The organism is Streptomyces sp. NPDC048389 (assembly GCF_040706335.1).
Lineage (GTDB): Bacteria > Actinomycetota > Actinomycetes > Streptomycetales > Streptomycetaceae > Streptomyces.
In genome coordinates this window covers 20,594-40,909 of sequence record NZ_JBEZKP010000049.1, presented here as the reverse complement: position 1 = coordinate 40,909, position 20,316 = coordinate 20,594, and the positions used below count along the sequence as shown (strand labels likewise).

General features: G+C 71.3%; 15 protein-coding genes and 1 tRNA gene. 6 read left to right on the top strand and 10 right to left on the bottom strand.

The genetic code is table 11. The features are described from left to right. Positions 1 to 82: 82 nt before the first annotated feature. Genes AB0903_RS26775 through AB0903_RS26745 form a run of 7 tightly spaced genes read right to left on the bottom strand, consistent with a single transcriptional unit; the run spans position 83 to position 7,422 of the window. Positions 83 to 1,441, bottom strand: coding sequence for a hypothetical protein (locus AB0903_RS26775; protein WP_366707006.1), 1,359 nt, complete (start codon positions 1,439 to 1,441; stop codon positions 83 to 85). Beyond that, positions 1,428 to 2,453 carry an ornithine cyclodeaminase family protein gene (locus AB0903_RS26770; RefSeq protein ID WP_366707004.1) on the bottom strand — a complete coding sequence of 342 codons (1,026 nt, stop codon included), beginning with the start codon at positions 2,451 to 2,453 and terminating at the stop codon, positions 1,428 to 1,430. Before AB0903_RS26770 ends, AB0903_RS26775 begins: the two co-directional genes overlap by 14 nt. Beyond that, complete coding sequence (locus tag AB0903_RS26765) at positions 2,450 to 3,319, bottom strand: aldolase/citrate lyase family protein (RefSeq protein WP_366707002.1); 870 nt, start codon at positions 3,317 to 3,319, stop codon at positions 2,450 to 2,452. Before AB0903_RS26765 ends, AB0903_RS26770 begins: the two co-directional genes overlap by 4 nt. Further along, positions 3,316 to 4,569 carry an aminotransferase class I/II-fold pyridoxal phosphate-dependent enzyme gene (locus AB0903_RS26760; RefSeq protein WP_366707000.1) on the bottom strand — a complete coding sequence of 418 codons (1,254 nt, stop codon included), beginning with the start codon at positions 4,567 to 4,569 and terminating at the stop codon, positions 3,316 to 3,318. Before AB0903_RS26760 ends, AB0903_RS26765 begins: the two co-directional genes overlap by 4 nt. After that, positions 4,569 to 5,435, bottom strand: a complete 867-nt coding sequence (locus AB0903_RS26755; protein ID WP_366706998.1) for a cupin-like domain-containing protein — start codon at positions 5,433 to 5,435, stop codon at positions 4,569 to 4,571. Before AB0903_RS26755 ends, AB0903_RS26760 begins: the two co-directional genes overlap by 1 nt. 47 nt (positions 5,436 to 5,482) lie before the next feature. After that, the gene (gene dmpG, locus AB0903_RS26750; protein ID WP_366706996.1) at positions 5,483 to 6,496 is read right to left on the bottom strand and encodes a 4-hydroxy-2-oxovalerate aldolase; all 1,014 of its coding nucleotides are present in this window, start codon (positions 6,494 to 6,496) and stop codon (positions 5,483 to 5,485) included. Further along, positions 6,493 to 7,422, bottom strand: a complete 930-nt coding sequence (locus AB0903_RS26745; protein ID WP_366706994.1) for an acetaldehyde dehydrogenase (acetylating) — start codon at positions 7,420 to 7,422, stop codon at positions 6,493 to 6,495. The genes dmpG and AB0903_RS26745 overlap by 4 nt, the downstream gene beginning before the upstream one ends. Positions 7,423 to 8,162: 740 nt before the next feature. Between AB0903_RS26745 and AB0903_RS26740 the strand changes: the two genes are divergently transcribed. Together AB0903_RS26740 and AB0903_RS26735 are read left to right on the top strand one after the other, a co-directional pair. Next, complete coding sequence (locus AB0903_RS26740) at positions 8,163 to 9,428, top strand: MFS transporter (protein ID WP_366706992.1); 1,266 nt, start codon at positions 8,163 to 8,165, stop codon at positions 9,426 to 9,428. Between the two features lie 83 nt (positions 9,429 to 9,511). Then, positions 9,512 to 10,900: a hypothetical protein gene (locus tag AB0903_RS26735; RefSeq protein ID WP_366706990.1), complete on the top strand. Its 1,389-nt coding sequence runs from the start codon at positions 9,512 to 9,514 to the stop codon at positions 10,898 to 10,900. Positions 10,901 to 11,225: 325 nt separating this feature from the next. Here the strand turns inward: AB0903_RS26735 and AB0903_RS26730 are convergent. Continuing rightward, positions 11,226 to 11,299: transfer RNA gene (locus AB0903_RS26730), tRNA-Pro, on the bottom strand. A 153-nt stretch (positions 11,300 to 11,452) separates the two neighbouring features. Between AB0903_RS26730 and AB0903_RS26725 the strand changes: the two genes are divergently transcribed. Continuing rightward, positions 11,453 to 11,926, top strand: a complete 474-nt coding sequence (locus AB0903_RS26725; RefSeq protein WP_366706988.1) for a DUF309 domain-containing protein — start codon at positions 11,453 to 11,455, stop codon at positions 11,924 to 11,926. Positions 11,927 to 12,293: 367 nt separating this feature from the next. Here AB0903_RS26725 and AB0903_RS26720 read toward each other — a convergent pair whose 3' ends face one another. Further along, positions 12,294 to 12,662, bottom strand: a complete 369-nt coding sequence (locus AB0903_RS26720) for a DUF488 family protein (RefSeq protein ID WP_366706987.1) — start codon at positions 12,660 to 12,662, stop codon at positions 12,294 to 12,296. 668 nt (positions 12,663 to 13,330) lie between these two features. Between AB0903_RS26720 and AB0903_RS26715 the strand changes: the two genes are divergently transcribed. Further along, complete coding sequence (locus AB0903_RS26715; protein ID WP_366707035.1) at positions 13,331 to 15,757, top strand: SpoIIE family protein phosphatase; 2,427 nt, start codon at positions 13,331 to 13,333, stop codon at positions 15,755 to 15,757. Between the two features lie 61 nt (positions 15,758 to 15,818). On the opposite strand, the gene AB0903_RS26710 is transcribed toward AB0903_RS26715, so the two are convergent. Next, the gene (locus AB0903_RS26710; protein WP_366706985.1) at positions 15,819 to 17,264 is read right to left on the bottom strand and encodes a glyceraldehyde-3-phosphate dehydrogenase; all 1,446 of its coding nucleotides are present in this window, start codon (positions 17,262 to 17,264) and stop codon (positions 15,819 to 15,821) included. Between the two features lie 489 nt (positions 17,265 to 17,753). Between AB0903_RS26710 and uppS the strand changes: the two genes are divergently transcribed. Continuing rightward, positions 17,754 to 18,452 carry a polyprenyl diphosphate synthase gene (gene uppS, locus AB0903_RS26705; RefSeq protein WP_366707033.1) on the top strand — a complete coding sequence of 233 codons (699 nt, stop codon included), beginning with the start codon at positions 17,754 to 17,756 and terminating at the stop codon, positions 18,450 to 18,452. Then, the gene (locus AB0903_RS26700; protein WP_366706983.1) at positions 18,449 to 19,936 is read left to right on the top strand and encodes an oxygenase MpaB family protein; all 1,488 of its coding nucleotides are present in this window, start codon (positions 18,449 to 18,451) and stop codon (positions 19,934 to 19,936) included. Before uppS ends, AB0903_RS26700 begins: the two co-directional genes overlap by 4 nt. Positions 19,937 to 20,316 lie beyond the last annotated feature (380 nt).

The window sequence follows — 20,316 nt, the reverse complement described above, 5'->3', positions numbered from 1 at the left end:
GTTTCACTCCGGTGATATCACTCAAAAGGGTCAACGCGGACGGCACATCGGTCCGAAGGGCAGAGCGCGAGCGGTGCTGCCGTCAGATCGCCACCATCACGTTGTCGGAGCTGCTCGTCCCTCCTCGGACGCTGACGATCCCGGCGGAACCGTCGCCGAAGAACCGGCAGAACAACCCCGCAGGGCGACCGCCGAACACCAGGGGCCCCAGCACCGGGGCGACATCGACGTCGTACGGCTCGTCGCAGCCGTCGGCGATCAGCGCGACCCGGCAGGTCTGCGGCTGCACGAATTCCTGCACCACGCTGGTGCAGCCCTCGACGGCCTCGCCGACGGCGGACTCCCACGCGGCCTGGTCGACCTCGCGGCCGATGACCACCTGTTTCCCGCTCTCCCCGAGGCCGGCCTTGAGCACCAGCAGGTCCCGGTTCCCCAGCACGAACGGGAGCAGGTCGACCTGCTGCCCCCGGCGGTCGGTCTTCCGGTCCTTGAGGACCCGCGTCCACGGCAGGTACCGCTCGACGAGCCTGCGGTCGGCCGCGGTCATCCAGGGCCGTCCTTCCGACAGCAGACCCATGGTGAGCTTGCTGTGCAGGAAGGTCGACGTCTGGGTGCCCACCAGCAGGGATCCGTTGTCCAGGGCGTCCTGGACCGGCGCGGTGTCGAGGCCCACTTCGAGCCAGTCCGGGATGGTGAAGTTCCGCAGTCCGATCGGATAACGCAGATGCGGGGCGCAGTCCCACGCCTCCGGCAGCTCTTCCGGCTCGAAGAACCGTGCGGTCAGGCCGTGGCTGTTGTAGTAGTCGGCCTCCATCTCGAAGTACCGCCGTTCCACGCCGATCACCCGGGCACTGCCGACGACGGCCACCCGCGGTGCCAGTGCCAACTCCGCGCTGAGCGAACGGAACATCTCGGCGCGTACGGCGAACGGGCTCGGAGAACGGAAGGGGGTCCGGCCCTCCGCGTCGGCGTGCAGTCTGTGCCACACCGCCAGACGGCTCTGCGTCTCCACCACGCCACCGAGCGCACCGCTGACGTTGAACTCCAGGAACTGCGGCCCCTCCGGCCCGATGACCAGATCCGGACGGACCACACAGTCCGCGTACCGCTCCTCGACGAAGGGGTCGCGCACCCACAGCCGGTCCTCGGTGGCGGGCATGTCGTAGGCCGCCAGCCTGTCGGCGGTGGTGGGTCCGGTCTCCAGGGCGGTACGGCGCAACAGCTCGACCAGCGCGACGCTCGCCCGGAAGACCTCGGCGTAGGCCGCGCGCGGGATCGCCATCGGTGCCGCGGGAAGGAGCCGCTGATGCGGCCAGCCGGTGTCCCGGAGCTCGTGCCGCAGCATCTGCCGGATCGTGCCCCCCGGCGCGGCGGGCCGCAGCCGGTGACGACCGAACCACGGGTGCCCGTTCGCCGTACCGAGGCCCTCATGCGTGTCCATCCGGCACTCCCTCGCTTGTCGGCGCGGCGGCGGACGGGCCGCCCGTTTCCCGCTCGGCCGCACGGCGCTCCTCGAAGAGCGCCACCGCGGCGGCGGTGTCCTCGATGGACATCCCGACCGTACGCAGGACGGAGGTGCGCCCGGCGACGCGGACCTCGCCGCTCACCAGCCTGCCCAGCTCGCACAGTTCCCCGGCCTTGATCAAGCCGTCGGCCAGCGCGGCCCGGATCTCACCCGCTCCGTCCAGTGCCGCGGCCCGGTCCTCCACGACGGTCACGGCATCGGCCAGCAGGGCCGGTTCGAGCTCGACGGCATCCGGGTGGGTCCCACCGATCACGTTCACATGCGCTCCGGAGGCCACCCAGCCCGCCTCCACCACGGGTGTGCCGTCGCCGGTCGAGGTGGCCGTGCAGATGATCGCCGCGTCGGTGACGGCCTCCCTCGCGGTGTCGCAGACCACCGCAAGGACGGGTCGCGGTGCGGTGTCCCGGATCCAGTCGGCGAGCTTCTCGGCGCCGGCGCGCGTGCGCGAGTGGATCCGGACGGTGCGGATCGGGCGCACCGCCGCCACGGCCCGGATCAGGGCACGCGCCTGCACCCCCGCACCGATCACCGCCATGTCGTCGGCGTCGTCAGCTGTGCACCAGCGGGTCGCCAGGGCGGCGACGGCCCCGGTGCGGACGGCGGTGAGCTCTGCGCCGTCCAGCAGGGCGGTGATTCGCCCCGTCTCCAGGTCGGTGAGCGCGACGATTCCGTGAATCAGCGGCAGGCCGCGTTCCGGGTTCTCGGGGGTGAGCGTGGTGACCTTGACGCTGCCCACCCCGCGCTGCTCCCAGACGGCGGGGCTGACCAGGAGGACGCGCCGGTCACCGTGCTCGACGACGGTGCGGGCCGGGGACCGGGTGCGACCGGCGGCCAGGTCCACGAACATCTCGCCGAGCACGTCGATCACACGGGTCATCCGCCGGGTACCGGACATGTCGGCGGCGTGGACCGTCACCGGCGCGGTCATGCGGTTCCGCCTTCGTCGCCGAACCGTCTCGTCCAGGCGTCCTCGCGGGCCACCGTGGTGCTCGCCAGCCGGGCGAACGGCGGTCCGACCATGTTGCCGTCCAGGACGGCGATCCCTCCGTCGGCCGCCGTCACGGCCTCCGCCACCCGGCGGGCCAGTCCCAGCTCGTCGGGTCGGGGCCGCAGGATGCGGTTGATCACGTCGAGTTCGCCCGGGTGCACCGTCGCCTTGCCGTGGAAGCCGAGTGCCCGCACCCGGGTGGTCTCCTCGGCGAGGACCGCCGGCTCGGCGAGCCGGAAGTTCGCCGTGTCGATGCAGGCCGTGCCGGACCGGGCGCAGGCCATCGCCATCGCCTGCCGGGCGGCCTGCATGGCCTCCCAGGTGATCTCGACCCCGAGCGTGGCGGCAAGATCGGCGGAGCCGAGCACCAGGCCGTCGGCACAGCGCGCGATGGCGTCGATTCCGGTGACGGCCTCCACCGTCTCCACGGTCACGTAGATCTCCGGATACGCGTCCGCCGACGCCAGGATCCGGCGCAGCAGGTCGACCTCGGTTGCCGAGGTCACCATCGTCATCACGACGATGCCGGGCTTCACCGGACTGTCGGTCAGCATCAGCACGTCGTGAACCGCCGCGAGGCTGCCGAACTCGTTCATGCGCACCGCGACGTTCTCCGGCCGGGGCGCCTGCTCCAGCGCGGCCCGGCAGACGGTGCGGGCGGCCGGCTTGTCGGCGGGCGGTACGGAGTCCTCGAGGTCGATCAGGTGGACGTCCGCGTCGTACTTCCGGGCCTTCACCACCCGTTCCAGCGACAGGGCCGGCGTGTACAGGATGCTGCGCGGGATCGCCCGTACCACGCCGGTCACCGGGCCCCCGGCTCGGGCAGCGCGGCCGCCGGACGCGCGCCGGCCTCGACCAGCGCGGAGCAGAGCCGCTTGATCTGCTCCTCGGTCTGGCCGGCCCGCAGCATCACCCGCAGTCCCGCGGTGCCGCGGGCGACGATGGGGAAGAACACCGGCGAGGTGTAGAACCCGGCGGCGAAGACCTGCTTGGCGGCGTCGACGACCGTCTCGTCGCCCATCGGCACCACCCGGATCGGGTACGAACTGTCCGACTGCTCGGTCTCGACCAGCGAGTCGAACAGCGCGATGTTGGATCGCAGCCGCTCCTGCAGCCGGGTGAGTTCCTCGGTGCGGTGGATCTCGGCGGAGGCGAGCGCCGCGCCGACCGCGGCGGCGTTCATCTTCTGCGAGTAGCCCAGCGGGCCCGCGAATCGTTCGATGAGCCGCCGCGTCTCCTCGGGGTGGCCGTTGAGCAGGATCGCCGTGCCGCCGGCCCCGAAGCCCTTGCTCAGGGTCGCCACGGTGATGGTCCGCTCGTCCAGCACCGGGGAGTGCGAGCGTACGTAGCCGATGCCGCGCTCACCGTACGCGGACAGCGAGTGCGAGTCGTCGTAGAAGACCAGGAGGTTGTACTTCTCCTGCAGTTCCGCCAGCTCCTCGACGGGCGCGTAGCCGCCGAGGCTGTCCGAGCCGTCCACGACGTAGCAGACGCGTTCGTAGGTGCGGCACATGTCCTTGAGGAAGTCGAGGTCGTGGTGGCGGCAGGTCACGACCTCCGTCTCGTCGGCGCAGTTCGGCTTGGCATTGGCCATCGAGACATGGGCGTTCTTGTCGAAGACCATCAGCGGCCGGGTGCCGTTGCCCAGGTGCCCCGACGCGATCAGCGGAAGCAGGCCGGTGCTGGCCGCCGCGGTGGAGATCGCGCTGATCACCATCGCGTCGAACAGCTCGCCCAGCGACTCCTCCAGCTCCAGCAGTACCGGGGTCTGGACGCGGGTGCGCGGGATGCAGTGGTCCAGCACGCCGAAGCGGCGCAGTGAGGCGACCGCCCCGTCGATGACCTTGGGGTGGGTGTCCAGGTCCAGGTAGGAGCAGACGGTGAAGTTGACGAATTCGTGCCCGTCGGGCATGTGGAACACACCGTCGTCGAGGTCGCCGACGATGCCGGCGACCCCGTGCTCGTAGGACATGTTCCAGAAGGTGTTGCCGATCCCGATAAGCCTGTCGTTGTTGCGGTACCGGTGGGTGGGAGTGATGCTTTTGCGCTCGCTCATCAGGAGTTCACCTCGGTGGGCTTGTAGCTGTAGACGCCCTTGAGCCTCCGGTAGGCGTACGTGTACAGCGCGACGCCGAGCACGTGCGGCCTGTGGAGGATCTTCTTGGACTTGAGCCAGAAGTTGACGTTGATGTTCATCTCGTCCAGCGACTCGGCCTGGTGCCACCAGCCGAGCGGCAGGTAGAGCATGTGGCCCGGTTCGAGGACGAAGTCGCGGCGCCGGGCGAGCTTGGCCGCCAGTCTCGGGTAGCGCTCCAGGTCGACGTCGTCGAGGTCGACCACCTGGGACTTGTCCCCGAACCCGCGCAGTACCGACCTCGGGTAGTAGTCCCGCACACCGGGGGGAGCGATGATGAACCGCTTGCGGCCCTCGAGCGCGATGTTGAAGTTCTCGAACTCGTCGAAGTGGTTCTTGGTGAACACGCCGCGGTGGCTGATCCACAGGTTGGCCGCGTACAGGGTGTTGCCGTAACCGAAGAACTCCTCGGCGTCGAAGCCGACGACGGCGTTCACGTCGGCCGGGTTGCCGCGTATGTTGGACACCACCCGGTGCCAGGTGTCCGCGCCGCCCAGGTGTCGCTCGTCCGCGAAGAACTCGCGGAGCTTGATGTCCCGTGTCTCCCAGCGCCCCGGGTGGTTCTTGTCGCCCGGCTCGGTGAACAGGGTGACGGTCATCTCGGCCAGCCGCGCGGCCACTTCGTCCCGGCCGAGTCCCTGCACGCTGTCCGGCAGCTTGATCACCACGGGGCGGTCCGCCTTGTACAGCCCCTGGGGGCCGACGGCCATGAATGCGTCGAAGGACATGCGGGTGACCTCCACACCTGGCCCCCCGTTCGACTCGGGCACAGCTTCTGGAACTGCCATAGCGTTTGTCCTCCTTCCTTGAGGGCAGGGCAATGCCCCGTCAGCCGTCAGGCGTCGTCCTTGCGGCCGCTCAGCTCCGCCACCACGTCCACGATCAGGTCCTCCTGGCCGGCGATGGCCTGCCGTCGGCCGAGTTCGAAGAAGACGTCGCGCGGGTCCACGCCGGCGGCCTGGGAGAGTTCGACGACCCGGTGCTTGAATCCGGAGAACACTCCCGCCAGGCCGCTGACGATGCTCATCGAGGCGGTCACCGGTGGTGCGGGCATGAGTTCGCGCTCGGCGAGGTCGGCGGCGTCCAGCAGCGCGTACAGGTCGATGCCCGTGGCGTACCCGCTCCGCTCCAGCACCGGGGCCAGCACCTCCAGTTGGGTGTTGCCCGCCCCGGCGCCGAAGCCACGGGCGCAGCCGTCGATGATCAGGGCGCCGGCGTCGGCCGCGGCCACCGAGTTGGCGACGGCCATGCCGAGGTTGTTGTGTCCGTGGAAGATCACCGGGATGGTGTCGACCGCCTCGACGATCGCGCTGATCCGCGCGGTGACGTCCGCCGGGAGGAAGTGGCCCGCGGAGTCCATGATCCCCACGGCCCGTGCTCCGTATCCGACGGCCTGCGCGGCCTGCTCTGCCAGCTCGGCCGGGGAGGCCATGTGACTCATCATCAGTACGCAGTGGGGCTCGGCCCCGGCATCCCGCAGGAAGCCGAGGTGCCGCTCGGCCAGTGACGTCTCGGTGGCGTGTACGCCGATGCGGAAGACGTCGACCCCGTGTGCGATCGCCCGCCGCAGGTCGTCGGAGGTGCCCCAGCCGGGCAGCATGAACGTCCCCATCCGACTGTGGCGCAGCGACTCCCGGACGGTCGACAGCATCTCGTCGTCACTCGCCGCGGCCTGCCCGACCTGGAGCGAGGAGGCACCCAGACCGTTGCCGTGGCCGACTTCCACCACGGGAATCCGCGCCGCGTCCGCCGCTTCCGCGTAGCGGCGCAGGGCGGTCAGCCCGAGCTGGTGGCGGACCGCGTGCTGGCCGTCCCGCAACGTCGGGTCGTGGATCACCACCTGCTTCATGACGTCACCCCCGTGCGGGACGCCCGGTCCGGCCGGGCCGCGTACTGCTCGGCGACCATGACGGCGGCGGAGTTGATGATGTCGAGGTTCCCGGCGTACGGCGGCAGGACGTCGCTGTGCGCCATGACCTGGAGGGTGATCGTCACCAGGTCGTCGGTCGCGGTGCAGGCGGTGACCTCGTACCCGGGAGCGAACGACCGCACCTGCTCGGCCGCCCGGTCGACCACCGCGCGCACCGCCGCCGGGTCGGCGTCGGCGATGCGGGCACGGATGGCCGTCCGGAAGGTCGCCGGCGGCACCGCCGGACTGATGTTGAGGATCGCCTTGACGTCACTCACGCCGGAGAACGCCGTCACGGCGTGACCGGTGGTCGCCACGTACTCGTCGAGGTTCAGTCTGGTCGCGCGGCCCGCGACGTCACTGGCCACGGTCGAGACGACCTCGAGGTACGTCACCGGGAAGCGGGCCGCGAGCGCGTGCACGACCGGGACGGACGCCTGGCCGCCGCAGCTGATCAGATTGACGTTGCGCCCGGTCTCCGCCGACACCCCGGTCACCGTGGGCGCCACCATCCGCCCGAGCTTGCTGGGCGTCAGATCGATCACCAGCGTCCCGAGCGGCTCCAGCAGCGGCCAGTGGTCCCGGTGGGACGCGGCGCTGGTGGCGTCGAAGACGACGTCGAACGGGCGCGCGGCCCCCAGTACGGCCTCGATGCCCGCGGCGGTGGTGGCGAAGCCGAGGCTCTCGGCGTACCGCAGGCCCGCCGACTCCGGGTTGCGTCCGGCCACCAGCCGGCAGTCCAGCGCAGGCGACCGGTAGAGCTTGCTGACCAGGTCCCGGCCGATCGCCCCCGTGCCGATGACGGCGACCGTCACCGGTTCGACCACGTCCGGCCGGGCTTTCGTCAGGCCCGCCGTGGGACTCAACGTATGCCTCCGTGGGGCTGGAGGCGACAGGTCAGCGGATGACGTGAGAGGCAACGGCGGGTGCCGGTCGTAGGTCTCGCCGCATCCGGTTCGCAGGTTCCCATGAACGTTGTCCTCGCCCTTCGATGTGCGCGGCCGCTTGTGGCAGCCCTGACTCAGGCACCCGGGTGCCTCACCGGGGTGTCCGTCCGTTCCGGACCGGGTGCCGACGCGGTCGTCACCCGGCCTCCCTTGCAACCGCCGGCCGGCCGTCGCCGCCGACGGGCCGCCGGGAGGTGAAGCGTGCGGAAGCCGACGCGTGGTCGCGCGACTGGAAGATGTGGAAGCCGAGGCCGCGCGGAGGATCGTCACGCCGAAACGATTCATCCCCCAGGCCGACCAAGGGCCTTGACGCAGTGTGTGCAAGCCCGTCGACGGCATGCCCTCCCCCTGCATGCACCGTTTCTGGCCACCGGTTCAGCGCCCAGCGGCGCGAACATATCAGAAGACCGCAGGACTCAAACCTCCTCTGTCATACGGAACTTGATCTTCCTCGGCAACACTCGTGCGACAGGTGTACTGCGCCCCGACGGACCTGAACTTTCCCTCGACGCCGCCGCGGACGCCGACTATCCTCGCCGAGACCCGTGCGCTTGGCCGTACGGGTCTCGGCGAGCGACGGCGGGCCGAAGGGGGCCGCCCACCGGCGGCATGTCGAAGGGGGAGACGATGGACTGCCGGCTGCGCTGCCGCATGGCGTCATGAGCACATCGACGACCGACAAGACCAGCTCGCAACAGCCACGCCTGGGGCGCGACTTCTCCCGGCTGTGGTGGTCCGCCGCCGTGTCCTCGCTCGGCGACGGGGCCACGATCGCGGCCGCCCCTCTGCTGGCCACACGGCTGACCGACGACCCCCGCCTGATCGGCGCGGCCTCGGTCGCCTTCACCGCGCCGTTCCTCCTGTTCGGCATCCCCGCGGGTCTGCTGGTGGACCGCGTCGACATCCGGGCGATGATGGTGCGCGTCGACATCACCCGGGCCGTCCTGCTCGCGGTGCTCGCCGCCGGGATCCTCGGTGGCTGGGGCGGGTTGCCGCTGCTCTACGTGTGCATGTTCCTGCTCGGCGTCGGCGAGGTCCTGTGCCGCAACGCGGCCCAGGTACTCGTCCCGTTCATCACGCCGAAGGCCGGGCTCGCCACCGCCAACGCCCGCATCATGGCCGCGCAGGAGGCCGGTACGGGCTTCGTCGGCCCGCTCCTCGGCGCGCTGATGTTCGGTGTCGCGATGGCCCTGCCCTTCGGCGTGGACGCGGCCACCTTCCTGTGCTCCGCCGTCCTGCTCAGCCGCATCCGCCGCACCCGGCCGATCGAGCGCCCACCGGACAGGTCCGGCGTGCTGTCGGAGATGATGGCCGGCGCCAAGTGGCTCTTCTCGCACCATCTGCTGCGCAGCCTCGCCCTGGTGTCCTGTCTGATCAACCTCGCCGGCAACGCGATGCTCGCCGTGCTCGTGGTGCACAGCGGGAAGGAACTCCACCTGGGCCCGTTCGGGTACGGCGTCCTGCTCGCCTGCCAAGCCGTCGGAGCCGTCCTGGCCTCACGGTTCGCCCCCGTCCTGACGGAACGCCTCGGCCGGGAAGGAGCACTCGTCGCCACCGCCGTCCTGATCGCCGCGAGCGAGACGGTGCTGGCCGCCGTGCCCTCGGTGTACGCGGCAGGCGCGGCCCTCGCGATCTTCGCGTGCGGAACGGTGACGTGGAACGTCGTCGTGGTCGTCCTGCGGCAGACCCTGGTACCGCAGCACCTGCTCGGGCGGGCCAACAGCGTGTACCGGCTCGTCGCCTGGGGCGGTCTGCCCGTCGGTGCGGCGGCCGGCGGCATCGTGGCCGCCGAGGTCGGCACCCGCGCCGTGTTCGGCTTCGGCGCGGTCGCCATGGCGCTTGTCGCGATGGCACTCCTCGTGGGCGCCCGCCGCCAGTGGATCACCCGCGCCGAGCAGGCGCCGCGACCGACGGACACGGACTGAGCGGGCAGCCGACCGGCGCACGACGCCGGGGTGCGCCGGCGCCGCACCGGACACACGGTCGATCCGAGAAGGAAGCAATGACCATGACGACCACGCATCTGCCCAGGCCACCCAGGTCGCGATTGGGCCACGCGTACGGCGAGCAGCTCGCGCAGCAGGCGTCGACGGGCCACCCCACGGCCGCCGCCCGGGAGTCGGCCACACTCACGCTGGCGTACCGGGACCGGTTCCTGAGCGGCCCCGCCTTTCTCGGAGAGACCGAGCGCCGCAGCGTCGTCGAAGACCTCCACACCGTCTACGGGCTGCTTCGCTCACTGCCGGAGCGCGCTTTCGACGGAAGCATCACCGCACTGGCCGCGGCGGTCGGCATGGATCCCCTGCAAACAGCCCTGATCGCGCGGAGCGCCCGGACCGGGACACTCCTCCCGCTGGGGCGGGCCGACCTGTATCACGACGGCACCGGATTCAAACTTCTCGAATTCAATATCACCAGCGCGCTCGGCGGCTTCGAGAACGCGGACATCAACCGGGCGATGCTGACGTACGCGCCACTCGAGGAGTTCGTAACGCGCCACGGGCTCCGCTACCAAGACACGCTCGGCCGCATGGTGCGGACCATGTACGCCGAGTGCGCCGCGGCCATCCCCACCGGCCGGGCACCCGTCGTCGCCGTGGTGGACACGGCGGAGAACTTCGCCGTCGTGGGACCCCGGCTTCAGGTGTTCGCCGCCAAACTGGCCGACTACGGAGTCGAGGGGCTCGCTTGCGATCTCGGCGAACTCACGTACCCGAACGGCCGTCCGACGGTCTCGGGCCGGGCCGTCGACGTCGTCTTCCGGTACTTCCTTGCCGAGGACCTCACCGACCCCGCCTCGGCGGCCCGGCTGGAGCCACTGCTGGGAGCGGTCGAGCAGGGCAGGGTGGGCCTGTTCAGCCGGCTGGACGCCGAACTGTACGGCAACAAGGGCACCCTGGCGATGCTCTCCGACGAGCAGCACCGTGACCTGTTCGATGCCGCCGAACTGGCGTGTATCGACCGGCTCCTGCCATGGACGCGGTACGTGCGCCCACACGCCACGGACCCCGGCGGCACCCGGGTCGACACGCTCACCCACGCCCTGGCCCACCGGCACGAGCTGATCCTGAAGCCGACACTGCTGCACGGTGGCAACGGAATCACCGCAGGCTGGAAGGTGGACGCCGCAGAGTGGGAGAAAAAGGTCGCCTCGGCAATGAACGGCCCGTTCGTCCTCCAGCGACGTGTACGTCCCGCCGCCGAGCCGTTTCCCGACGGTGCCGGCGGCTTGCAGGAGCTCTTCCTCAACTGGGGCATCTACCTGGGGGCACAGAGTGTCGACGACGACGGATACGCCGGAGGCTTCGTACGGGGCAGCACCGATCCGGCCGTGGGGGTGGTCAGCATGGGCAGCGGCGCTGCGGTCGGTTGCGTCTTCCACGGCGGTGACTGCTGATGTCCCGCATCCGGACCCGGTCCGGCGACAGGGCAACGCCGGACCGTCCCCGAGGGGTGTGGTGCTCGCGCTGGAAACGCCGCTGGAGACACCAGGGCGGCGCGGGTCCGGCCCGCACCACGAGCGCTCCGGGAGCAGTTTTATCCGGTGAGCCGGCAGTTCCGGCTCCCGGCCCTCGGCCCTCGGCCCTCGGCCCTCGGCCCGATCGTGGTCGCCCGCTGACGCGGTCAAGGGGAGTCGGTCCGGTCCCCTCATGCTCCCAGAAACGATCAAGGGGCCGTCTCAGATTTCTCTGAAACGGCCCCTGACCCGCGACTCTTTCAAGTCGGGACGACAGGATTTGAACCTGCGACCCCTTGACCCCCAGTCAAGTGCGCTACCAAGCTGCGCCACGTCCCGATGCGCTGTTCGGCCGGTTTCCCGGCCCGAGCGCGCAACAGAACACTACCTCACTCCGCGCGGCCGGCGAACGCCCGGCCCGGCCGACGCGGCACGCGTCGTCCGCAGGTACTCCGCCGTGGCCCGCCGGTGCGCGGGAGGGACAATTGCCGCATGGACGAGGCACGCAGAGACCGCGACGCCGAGGGCCGGGCCCGCAGCGCCCGCCCCCGGGACGGCCTGGGCCGTCCTCTCCCCCATGGCGCGCCCGGCGTGGAGCGCCAGCCGGAAGGGGTGGTGCGCACGCCCGCGCAGACGCTCACCGAGGCGCAGCGACTGCTCGACGCCGGTATGCCGTTCCACGCGCACGAGGTGTTCGAGGATGCCTGGAAGGCCGGCCCCGAGGAGGAACGCGAGCTGTGGCGGGGCTTGGCGCAGCTCGCGGTGGGTCTCACCCACGCCGCGCGGGGCAACACCACGGGCGGCGCCCGGCTGCTGCTGCGCGGCGCCGAGCGCGTCGCCGACTCCCCGGCCCTGTACGGGATCGATGTGCCGGGCCTGAGCCGCTGGGCGAGGCAGCTGGCGAACCGGCTGAGCGGCCCGGTCGACCCGGCGGCGGAGGCGCCGCGGCTGGTCGTCCGTGCCTGACGCGACGCTGCGCACCGGTTGTCCGCGGCCGGTGCGCCACGACAAGCCCCGGGATTCACACGGCAATTCGCCCGCGTGCCGTCGAAACGTCAATCCGTGGGGCGCTGACCGGCTGTGCGCGGATTCCGCATCCGGACGGACCACTCCGTGTCGGAGAGGCCCGCACGCTGCTCGCCCGCCCGGCTGCCGGGGCCGGGGCCGGGGGCCGACCGACGCCGCCGGCCGACCGGCGACGACGACGACCGACCGGCGCCGACGGTCGAAAGAGCCATGCCCGCTGATCATCCAGGCGGACGGGCCTGCTGATCAGCGCCTGCGCGGCATCGCCACCGGCTACGAGAAGACCTCGCAGAGCTGCCTGAGCTGCCTAAGCTGCCGAGAGAAGGCTCCGGAGCACGGAGGCGTGGCTGCGGTCGGGTTCCTTGGCCGCCGTCAGCAGCGTCAGGGGGCGTTCGGCGGCCAGGGCGCGCAGCCGGCTCAGGGCTTCTGCCGCGGCGGGTTCGGCGAGTTCCGCCTCGTAGCGCCGGCGGAACTCCTCGTACTGGCCGTCGGGCCCGTGGTACCAGCGCCGGAGTTCCGTCGACGGGGTCACCGACTTGGGCCACTCGTCGATCCGAGCCTCGTCCTTGCCCAGGCCGCGCGGCCAGAGCCGGTCGACGAGGACGCGTACGCCGTCGTCCGGGTCCGGCGCTTCGTAGACCCTGCGGACCCTCACCTTGCCACTGTCTCGCTGCATGCACACAGCGTCACAGGCGGGTGGGGCTGGTGCGACCGCGCCGCCTGACGAGGCCGAGCCATTCGAATGCGGCCCCGCCGCCTTCCGGCCCCGCGTGACCGCTCGGGAGGTGGCGGGACGGCGCTCCACCGGGCGGGAGCGAGAGACCCACCTGGGGGAAGGGGACGCTCAGGGGGTGTGTCCAGACGTAAGGCGTCGCCAGACGTGAGCGGGGCGTGTACGGGAAGGCAGCCCTGGCATGCCCCCGGAGCAGCACCCGGAGACCGGGCGGCGTGCCCGGGCCCCGCCCCGAAGCCCGGCCCGGACGAGCCCGGGCCCCCGAAGCGCAGCCCGCACTTGTCCGGGCCCCGCCCCGAAGCGCAGCCCGAACCGGCCGGACACCGCCTGCGGACGTGCCGGGACAGACGTACCGGGGCCACGCCACGCCCGCGGGCCGGTCAGGTCCGGTCCGTCGGGACCTCACCGATCGGATCCGGCCCGGTCAGGCGGCGGGTGCAGCCCGGCCACGACTCCACGCGCGCGTGGAGTCGTGGCCGGGACGGGCGCAAGCGCTCTACCGCGAGGACGGACGCACGATCAATGTCGTCTCCTGACTAGCTCCCACCGTGCGAACAACGGCAGCATGGGAGCAGCGCGGTACCTGACCGCGTACGGAGGCGGTGCGCGCATTGACACGGGCGAACTTTGCGTTCTGCGGGGCCGAGCTGGCTGCTGTCTACGTGCTCACGGAAAGTGGCGACGAGCTGCGGCTGGCCGAGGTCGTCGGAGACCGCGGCGGGACGTACGGGCTGCCGGCCGTCGTGTCCCTGGACGGACGCTCCCCCGCCACGGACGCCTACCGGGCCGGACGGCCGCTGTGGCTGAGTCCGGCGGAGCTGGCCGCGTACCTCTCGGCCGACGTCCGCGGTGTGTCCCCCGTCGGCGCCGGAACCCTGCCGCCCAAGTTCTCGCTCGGTGCGCTGCCGCTCGGACACGGCACCACGCAGCTGGGCTGCCTCATCGTGGCGGGCGAGACGGCGGACGGCTTCGACGCCGACCGTCGCAACCTCCTGGAGCTCTACGCCGATCAGGTGACGGCCGGGCTGGAGTCCGTACCGGCCCGTGTCGTCGGCCGGCCGGCGCCCCGTACACACCCGGGGCCGACGCTCGTACCGCTCCACAGCGGGGCGTTCACCCTGACGCTGGACACCGGGCTGATGGAGGCGGACGCGCGCGTACTGGAGCTGCTCGGCATCGCCGAGGAGGACTTCGACGGGCGGGTGGAGACCTTGCTCGCCTGCGCCGTACCGGACGACATTCCGGCGCTGATGGCCGTCGTCGAACCGGGCCGGCTGTCGTCGTCCTCCAGTGAACAGCTGGCGTTCCGTATCCGCCGCCCCGGCGGCGAGCTGCGCTGGCTGGGCCTGCGCTGCCGCCTCAGGTTCGGTGCCGACGGCGCGCCGGAGCGGGTTCTCGGGGTGGTCGCCGACGCCGTCTATCTGCGTCCCACGGACGACGAGGTCGCCGTCGTGCAGGCGCTGTCGGCGCGGCTGGCGGGTGCGACGACGGTCCGGGACGTCAGCCGTACGGTCGTCGAGTCGCTGCGCCAGCCGCTGGCCGCCAGCCGGATCGCCGTCGCGGAGGTGGAGGCCGACCGGCTGCTGGTCACCGTGCTGGACCCGCCGGAGCCGGGCGCGTGGCCGGGCCTGTGGCAGACGGAGTGGCGGTCCGAGTGGCCGGACGCGTCGTGCCATTCGCTGCCCACCCTGGAGAGCGCGCTGCGGGACGGCCATATGAGTCTGTGGCCGCCGGGGGCCGATCTGGAGCCCGGCCTCCTCGGTATCGGGCCGGGCGGGCTGGCGGTCGTCCCGCTGCCGGCCGACGGCCGACTGGTCGGGGTGTGCCTGGTCGGCTGGGACGCGGCACACGAGTTCGCCCCGGAGGAGCGGTCGCTGCTGACGGCGGTGGCGGGCCTGGTCGGCAACGCGCTGCGGCGTGCGCACGCCCTGGACGCGGGGCACGAGCTGGCCCGGATGCTCCAGCGCAGCCTCCTCCCCCGCAAGCTGCCGGTGCTGCCCGGCGGTGTCGCCGTGGCCCGCTATCTGCCCGCGACGGCCGGGCTGGAGGTCGGCGGCGACTGGTACGACGTGATCCCGCTCGCCGACGCACATGTGGCGCTGGTCATCGGCGACGTCCAGGGCCACAGCGCCGCGGCCGCCACCATCATGGGCCAGATGCGTACGGCGGTACGGGCCTACGCGGTGGAGGGCCATCCTCCCGATGTGGTGGTCTCGCGCGCCAACCGGCTGCTCGTCGGCATGGAGACGGACCTCTTCGCCACGTGTCTGTACGTGGACCTGGACATGGAGGAGGGCATCGCCATCTTCGTCCGGGCCGGACATCTGCAGCCGCTGCTGCGGCACCCGGACGGCACGACGGAGGAACTGGCCGTCGACGGCGGACCGCCGCTGGGGGTGCTGGCGGAGGCCGAGTTCTCCATGACCGAGGCGGGTCTGCTGCCGGGCACCCTGCTCACCCTGGTCACCGACGGCCTGGTGGAGTCGGCCCACCTCCCGTTGGAGGAGGGGATCCGGCGGGCGAACGAGGCCCTCGGCGCGGCCGACCCGTCCGACATCGGCCGGGTAGCCGACGAACTCCTCGGCACGGTGAACGGACGTGACGACGACGTCGCGGTGCTGCTGCTGCGCTACGACGGGACCCGCGTGCGTCCCCTGCGGACGCACTGGACGGTGTGGCGGCTCACCAACGCCGTGCTGCACGCCCGCCGCTTCACCGCGCGCACCCTCCGTTCGTGGGGCCTGACCGACGAGATCGACATAGCCCTGCTGGTGGTGTCCGAGCTGGTCACCAACGCCATCGCCCATACCCAGGGAGAGGTGGACCTCGATCTGACGCTGTCGTCGGACCGGCTGCGGATCGCCGTCAACGACACCTCTCCCCGCTCCCCCGTCAAACCGGCGAACGTCGACTGGGAGGCGACGGGCGGCCGGGGCCTGCTGATCGTCGAGGCCACGACCGAGTCGTGGGGCTCGCTGCCGCTCAGCGGCGGCAAGCAGGTGTGGGCCGAGATCGAGGTGTCGGGAGCCCGGGGCTGACCGTACGGCCACCGGCCGCCCACCTGCGGTGGGCGGCCGGACACCGCACGCGGACGGCGGATCAGACCGCCGGGGCCGGGAAGGTGGGGTACTCCACCCCGGAGACGTACTGGACGACCCGGATGACCTGGCACGAGTAGCCGAACTCGTTGTCGTACCAGAGGTAGAGGATCGCGTTGTCACCGTCGACCTTGGTGGCGCCCGCGTCGACGATCGAGGCGTGGCGCGAGCCGATGAAGTCACTCGAGACCGCGTCGGGGGCGGTGGTGAAGTCGATCTGGCGCTTGAGCGGCGAGGTCAGCGACACATCGCGGAGGTGTTCGAGCACCTCGTCGCGGCTGGTCTCGCGGCCGAGCCGCAGGCTGAGGATCGCGATCGAGACGTCCGGCACGGGGACGCGGATCGAGCTGCCCGTGATGGGCGCCTTGAGGTCGGGCAGTGCCTTGGCGACGGCGGAGGCGGCGCCGGTCTCGGTGATGACCATGTTGAGCGGCGCAGAGCGGCCGCGGCGGTCGGCCTTGTGGTAGTTGTCCAGCAGGTTCTGGTCGTTGGTGAACGAGTGGACGGTCTCCACGTGGCCGCGCAGGACGCCGTACTCGTCCGCCATCGCCTTCAGCGGCGGGACGATCGCGTTGGTGGTGCAGGACGCGCAGGACAGGATCTGCTCGTCCGGCTTGATGGTGTCGTGGTTGACGCCGTGGACGATGTTGGGAACGTCGCCCTTGCCCGGGGCGGTCAGGACCACCTTGTCGATACCGGGGCGCAGGTGCTTCGACAGGCCCTCGCGGTCGCGCCACCGGCCGGTGTTGTCGATGAGGATGGCGTCCTTGATGCCGTACGCCGTGTAGTCGACCTCCGACGGGTCGCCCGCGTAGATCACCTTGATCTCGTTGCCGTTGGCGACGATCGTGCTGTTCGCCTCGTCGACGGTGATGGTGCCCTGGAACTGCCCGTGGATGGAGTCGCGGCGCAGCAGCGAGGCGCGCTTGACGATGTCCTGGTCACCGCCCTGGCGGACGACGATGGCGCGCAGCCGCAGCCCGTTGCCGGAGCCGGCCTTCTCGATGAGCAGGCGGGCGACGAGGCGGCCGATGCGGCCGAAGCCGTAGAGGACGACGTCGCGCGGCTCACGGCGCTCGATCCTGTCGTCGCCCGTGGCGCTGGCGACGGCCTGGGCGGTGAACTCCGCCACCGACAGGCCGCGGTCGTCGGCCCTGTAGGTCGCGGCGAGCATGCCGATGTCGATCTGGGAGGGGCCGAGGTCGAGCGTGGCGAGGGCCTGTAGGAACGGCATCGTCTCGGTGACCGAGAGTTCCTCACCGGCGATCTGCCGGGCGAATCGGTGGGTCTTGAGGATGCTGACCACCGACTTGTTCACCAAGGAGCGGCTGTGCAGCAGGACCGTGACGTCCCGCTCCCGGTGCAGCTTCCCGATGATCGGGATCATTGACTCCGCGATCTCCTCGCGGTTCTTCCAGTTGGTGAACGAGTCGTCTTTGACAGTCACAGGTTTATCTTTCGAGCTAGGCAGTGCTCATATGCTAGCCGCACGGAATTTCGATCGTTCAAGCGGTTCGATATGGGCGAAATGCGCCTTTTACCCCGTGGTTGCACCCACGGCTCCGCCCTCCGGGCATGACGAGAGCCGCTCGTCCCCGACCCCGCCCGGACACCTGCCGCACCGGGTGGGTGGAGCCCGGCGGACGGCCTCTCGTTCTCCGACAGGCCCGGCGCCCGGCGAAGGGACTCGAACACACGAGCCAAGGGTGACGCTTCTCGGATCGACCCGTCAGAGCCTCCCGTTGCTGCCAGGATTCGGCCAGGCGCAGCCCGTTGGCAGAGGCGGGGGAGGCTGCAGCGGCAAGGCGGGGTGGGCGTGACCGAGCGTGGCAGGACCGGTCGTGCGACGGGTGGAGTGGGACCGCGCGTGACAGACCACGGCGCCCTGGGCGGGCGACGGCAGGGTGGCGGGGCAGCACATGCGGTCCCCCGGCACGTGGCGTGCGTGATGGACGGCAACGGTCGATGGGCGGAGCGGCGTTCCCTGCCGCGCACGGCGGGCCACCGGGCCGCCGAGACCACGGTCATCGACATCATCGAGGCGGCCCGGTCCGCCGGCGTGGAATGGCTCAGCCTGTACGCCTTCTCCACGGAGAACTGGAACCGGCCCGGCGTCGAGGTCGACTACCTCATGCGTCTGGTCCGCCAAGTCGTACGCAAGCACGCGCCGCTGCTGCTCGCCCGCGGCATCCGCTGCCGCTTCCTCGGGGTTTCCGACCCGCGCATCCCCCGCGAACTGGTCCGGGACTTCGACGATCTGACGACCCTGACCGCGGACAACCGCGGGATGACGCTGACCGTCGCCTTCGACCACGGCGGGCGCCGGGACATCGTCGAGGCCGCCCGGTCGCTGATCCGCAGCGGAACGTCCGCGGACGAGGTGACCGAGGGGCTCTTCGCGGAGCACCTGCCGTTCCCCGACACCCCCGACGTGGACCTCGTCATCCGCACCTCCGGCGAGCAGCGCATCTCCAACTTCATGCTCTGGAAGGTCGCTTATGCCGAGTGGGTCTTCCCCGAGGTGCTCTGGCCGGACTTCCGCGCTTCCGACTTCCTTGCCTGTCTGCACGCCTACCGACGCCGCGACCGCCGCTTCGGTGGCGTGCCCACCCAGACGAACGGAGACCCACGATGACGACCGGACCGACCGGCGCACCCCGCAAGGACGCCCCGGGACCCGTGGACGGGCAGGCCCTGTTCGGGCCGGACTCGCAGCTCCACGCGTTCTTCGACGACCCTCGCTGGGCGCTCGCCCTGATCCGCGCGACCGTGCTGGAAGCGGCCCACCCGCAGATCGGTGCCGCACTCATCGACAACTCCACCTTTGTGACACACCCCTGGCGCAGGCTCCGCAACACTTTCCTCAGCATGCGGCGCATGGTCGGAGCCGACCCCGCGGTACGCGAAAGGGAGGCGGCGCGGCTCAACCGGCTGCACGCCCGCATCAGCGGCTCCGACTCCCGCGGCCGGGCCTATGACGCGACGGACCGCGCGACCCGTGCCTGGGTGGTGGCCACCCTCTTCGAGAGCGCCGTCACCATGTGCCGGCTGAGCGGCCAGCCGCTCGACCAGGACACGATGGAGCGCATGTACGCCGAGTACCGCGCGTACCTGGCCGCCCTCGACGGTGATGCCGGGGAACTCCCCGAAGACCTCCACGACTTCTGGCGGTACTTCGACCGGGTCGTCGAGAACGAACTGGAGAACACCGAGGCGGCCCGCGTCATCCTCTTCCGGCTCTTCGACCACCTGCCCGCCCCTGCACTGCTCGACGGCGCGCCCACCCTGTGGGCGGCGGGCCGGGCCGTCGCCGGTCCTCTCCTCGGCGCGATCACCGTCGCCTCGCTCCCCGAGCCGTACCGGCGGCGTGCCGGTCTGCCGGAGATGCCCGGCACTCAGTCGCTCATGCAGGGTGCCTACCTTGCCGCCGGGCTTGGCCGCTTCCTGCCCGAGGGCTGGCTCAACGCCGAGAGCGTCATCGAACTCCTCTCGCTCTCGCCCGGGAGCGACGACCCCCGCGCTCGGACCGTGGCCGCACTGCGCGGCCACATGAAGCGGGCATCAGCCCTGCTCCGGCTCCTCGGCCCGCTGGGCGGCGGCTCCGGCCCTGACTCCGCGCCCTCGGCGGGTACGGGGGAGTCGCGGCGCTCGGCGGAGGAGTTCTTCCGGCAGGTGCTGGACCAGACCGGCGACGGCCACCTCGACTGGCCCGACCTCGCCGCCATGGCCCGCGAACTCTCCACCCGTCTCGACCTCGACGAACCTGACGAGACCCGGCTCTACGATGCCTTCGCCGCCTGGTGGCGCGAACTCCAGGCCGCGCTCGACACGGACGGTGACGGCCGCATCAGCGCCGATGAGTACGCCACCGCCGTCCCCTCCCTCGCCGGACCCGCGCTCATCCGTGTCGCGGAGGTGCTCTTCGACGCGACCGACAAGGACGGCAACGGGACCATCGACGCGGACGAGTACCGGACCCTCTTCCGCACCGCGTTCCACCGCGACCTCACCACCACCCACGGGGCCTACGGCCGGAGCGCCTTCGTGGGCGACTTCCTCTCCTTCATGTCCGCGCGCCGCACGAGCACTCCGTACGACCCCCTGCTCGCGGACGCCTGAAGCGTGCGGCGGAGGTGGGCAGTGGTCGCCCGCCACTCGGTCCGCCTACGAAACTGCCGTCGCCTTGCCTCACTCCCGAAGCGGGCGTGACATTTGGACGGCACTGCCTGGCGGTGGGAGCCCCGGCGCCAAAGAGGCTCCCCGCCTTCGGAAACCGCGGCCCAGCGGACGGCGGCGGCATCCAGGCGGGGCCCCGTCCTCGCCGGCGCATCCGCATCCGCATCCAGGGGAGCCGGGCCGACACCGCGGCCCTCCGTGGAGAGGCCACGCCACACCCGATTTCCCATCCGCCCGCCCGCCGCCGTCCACGGCGCCTCGCATCCGTACGGTCGTCCCGCGGCCCGCGGCCGTCGAGCGGCCGGGGCCGAACCCGCGCAGGA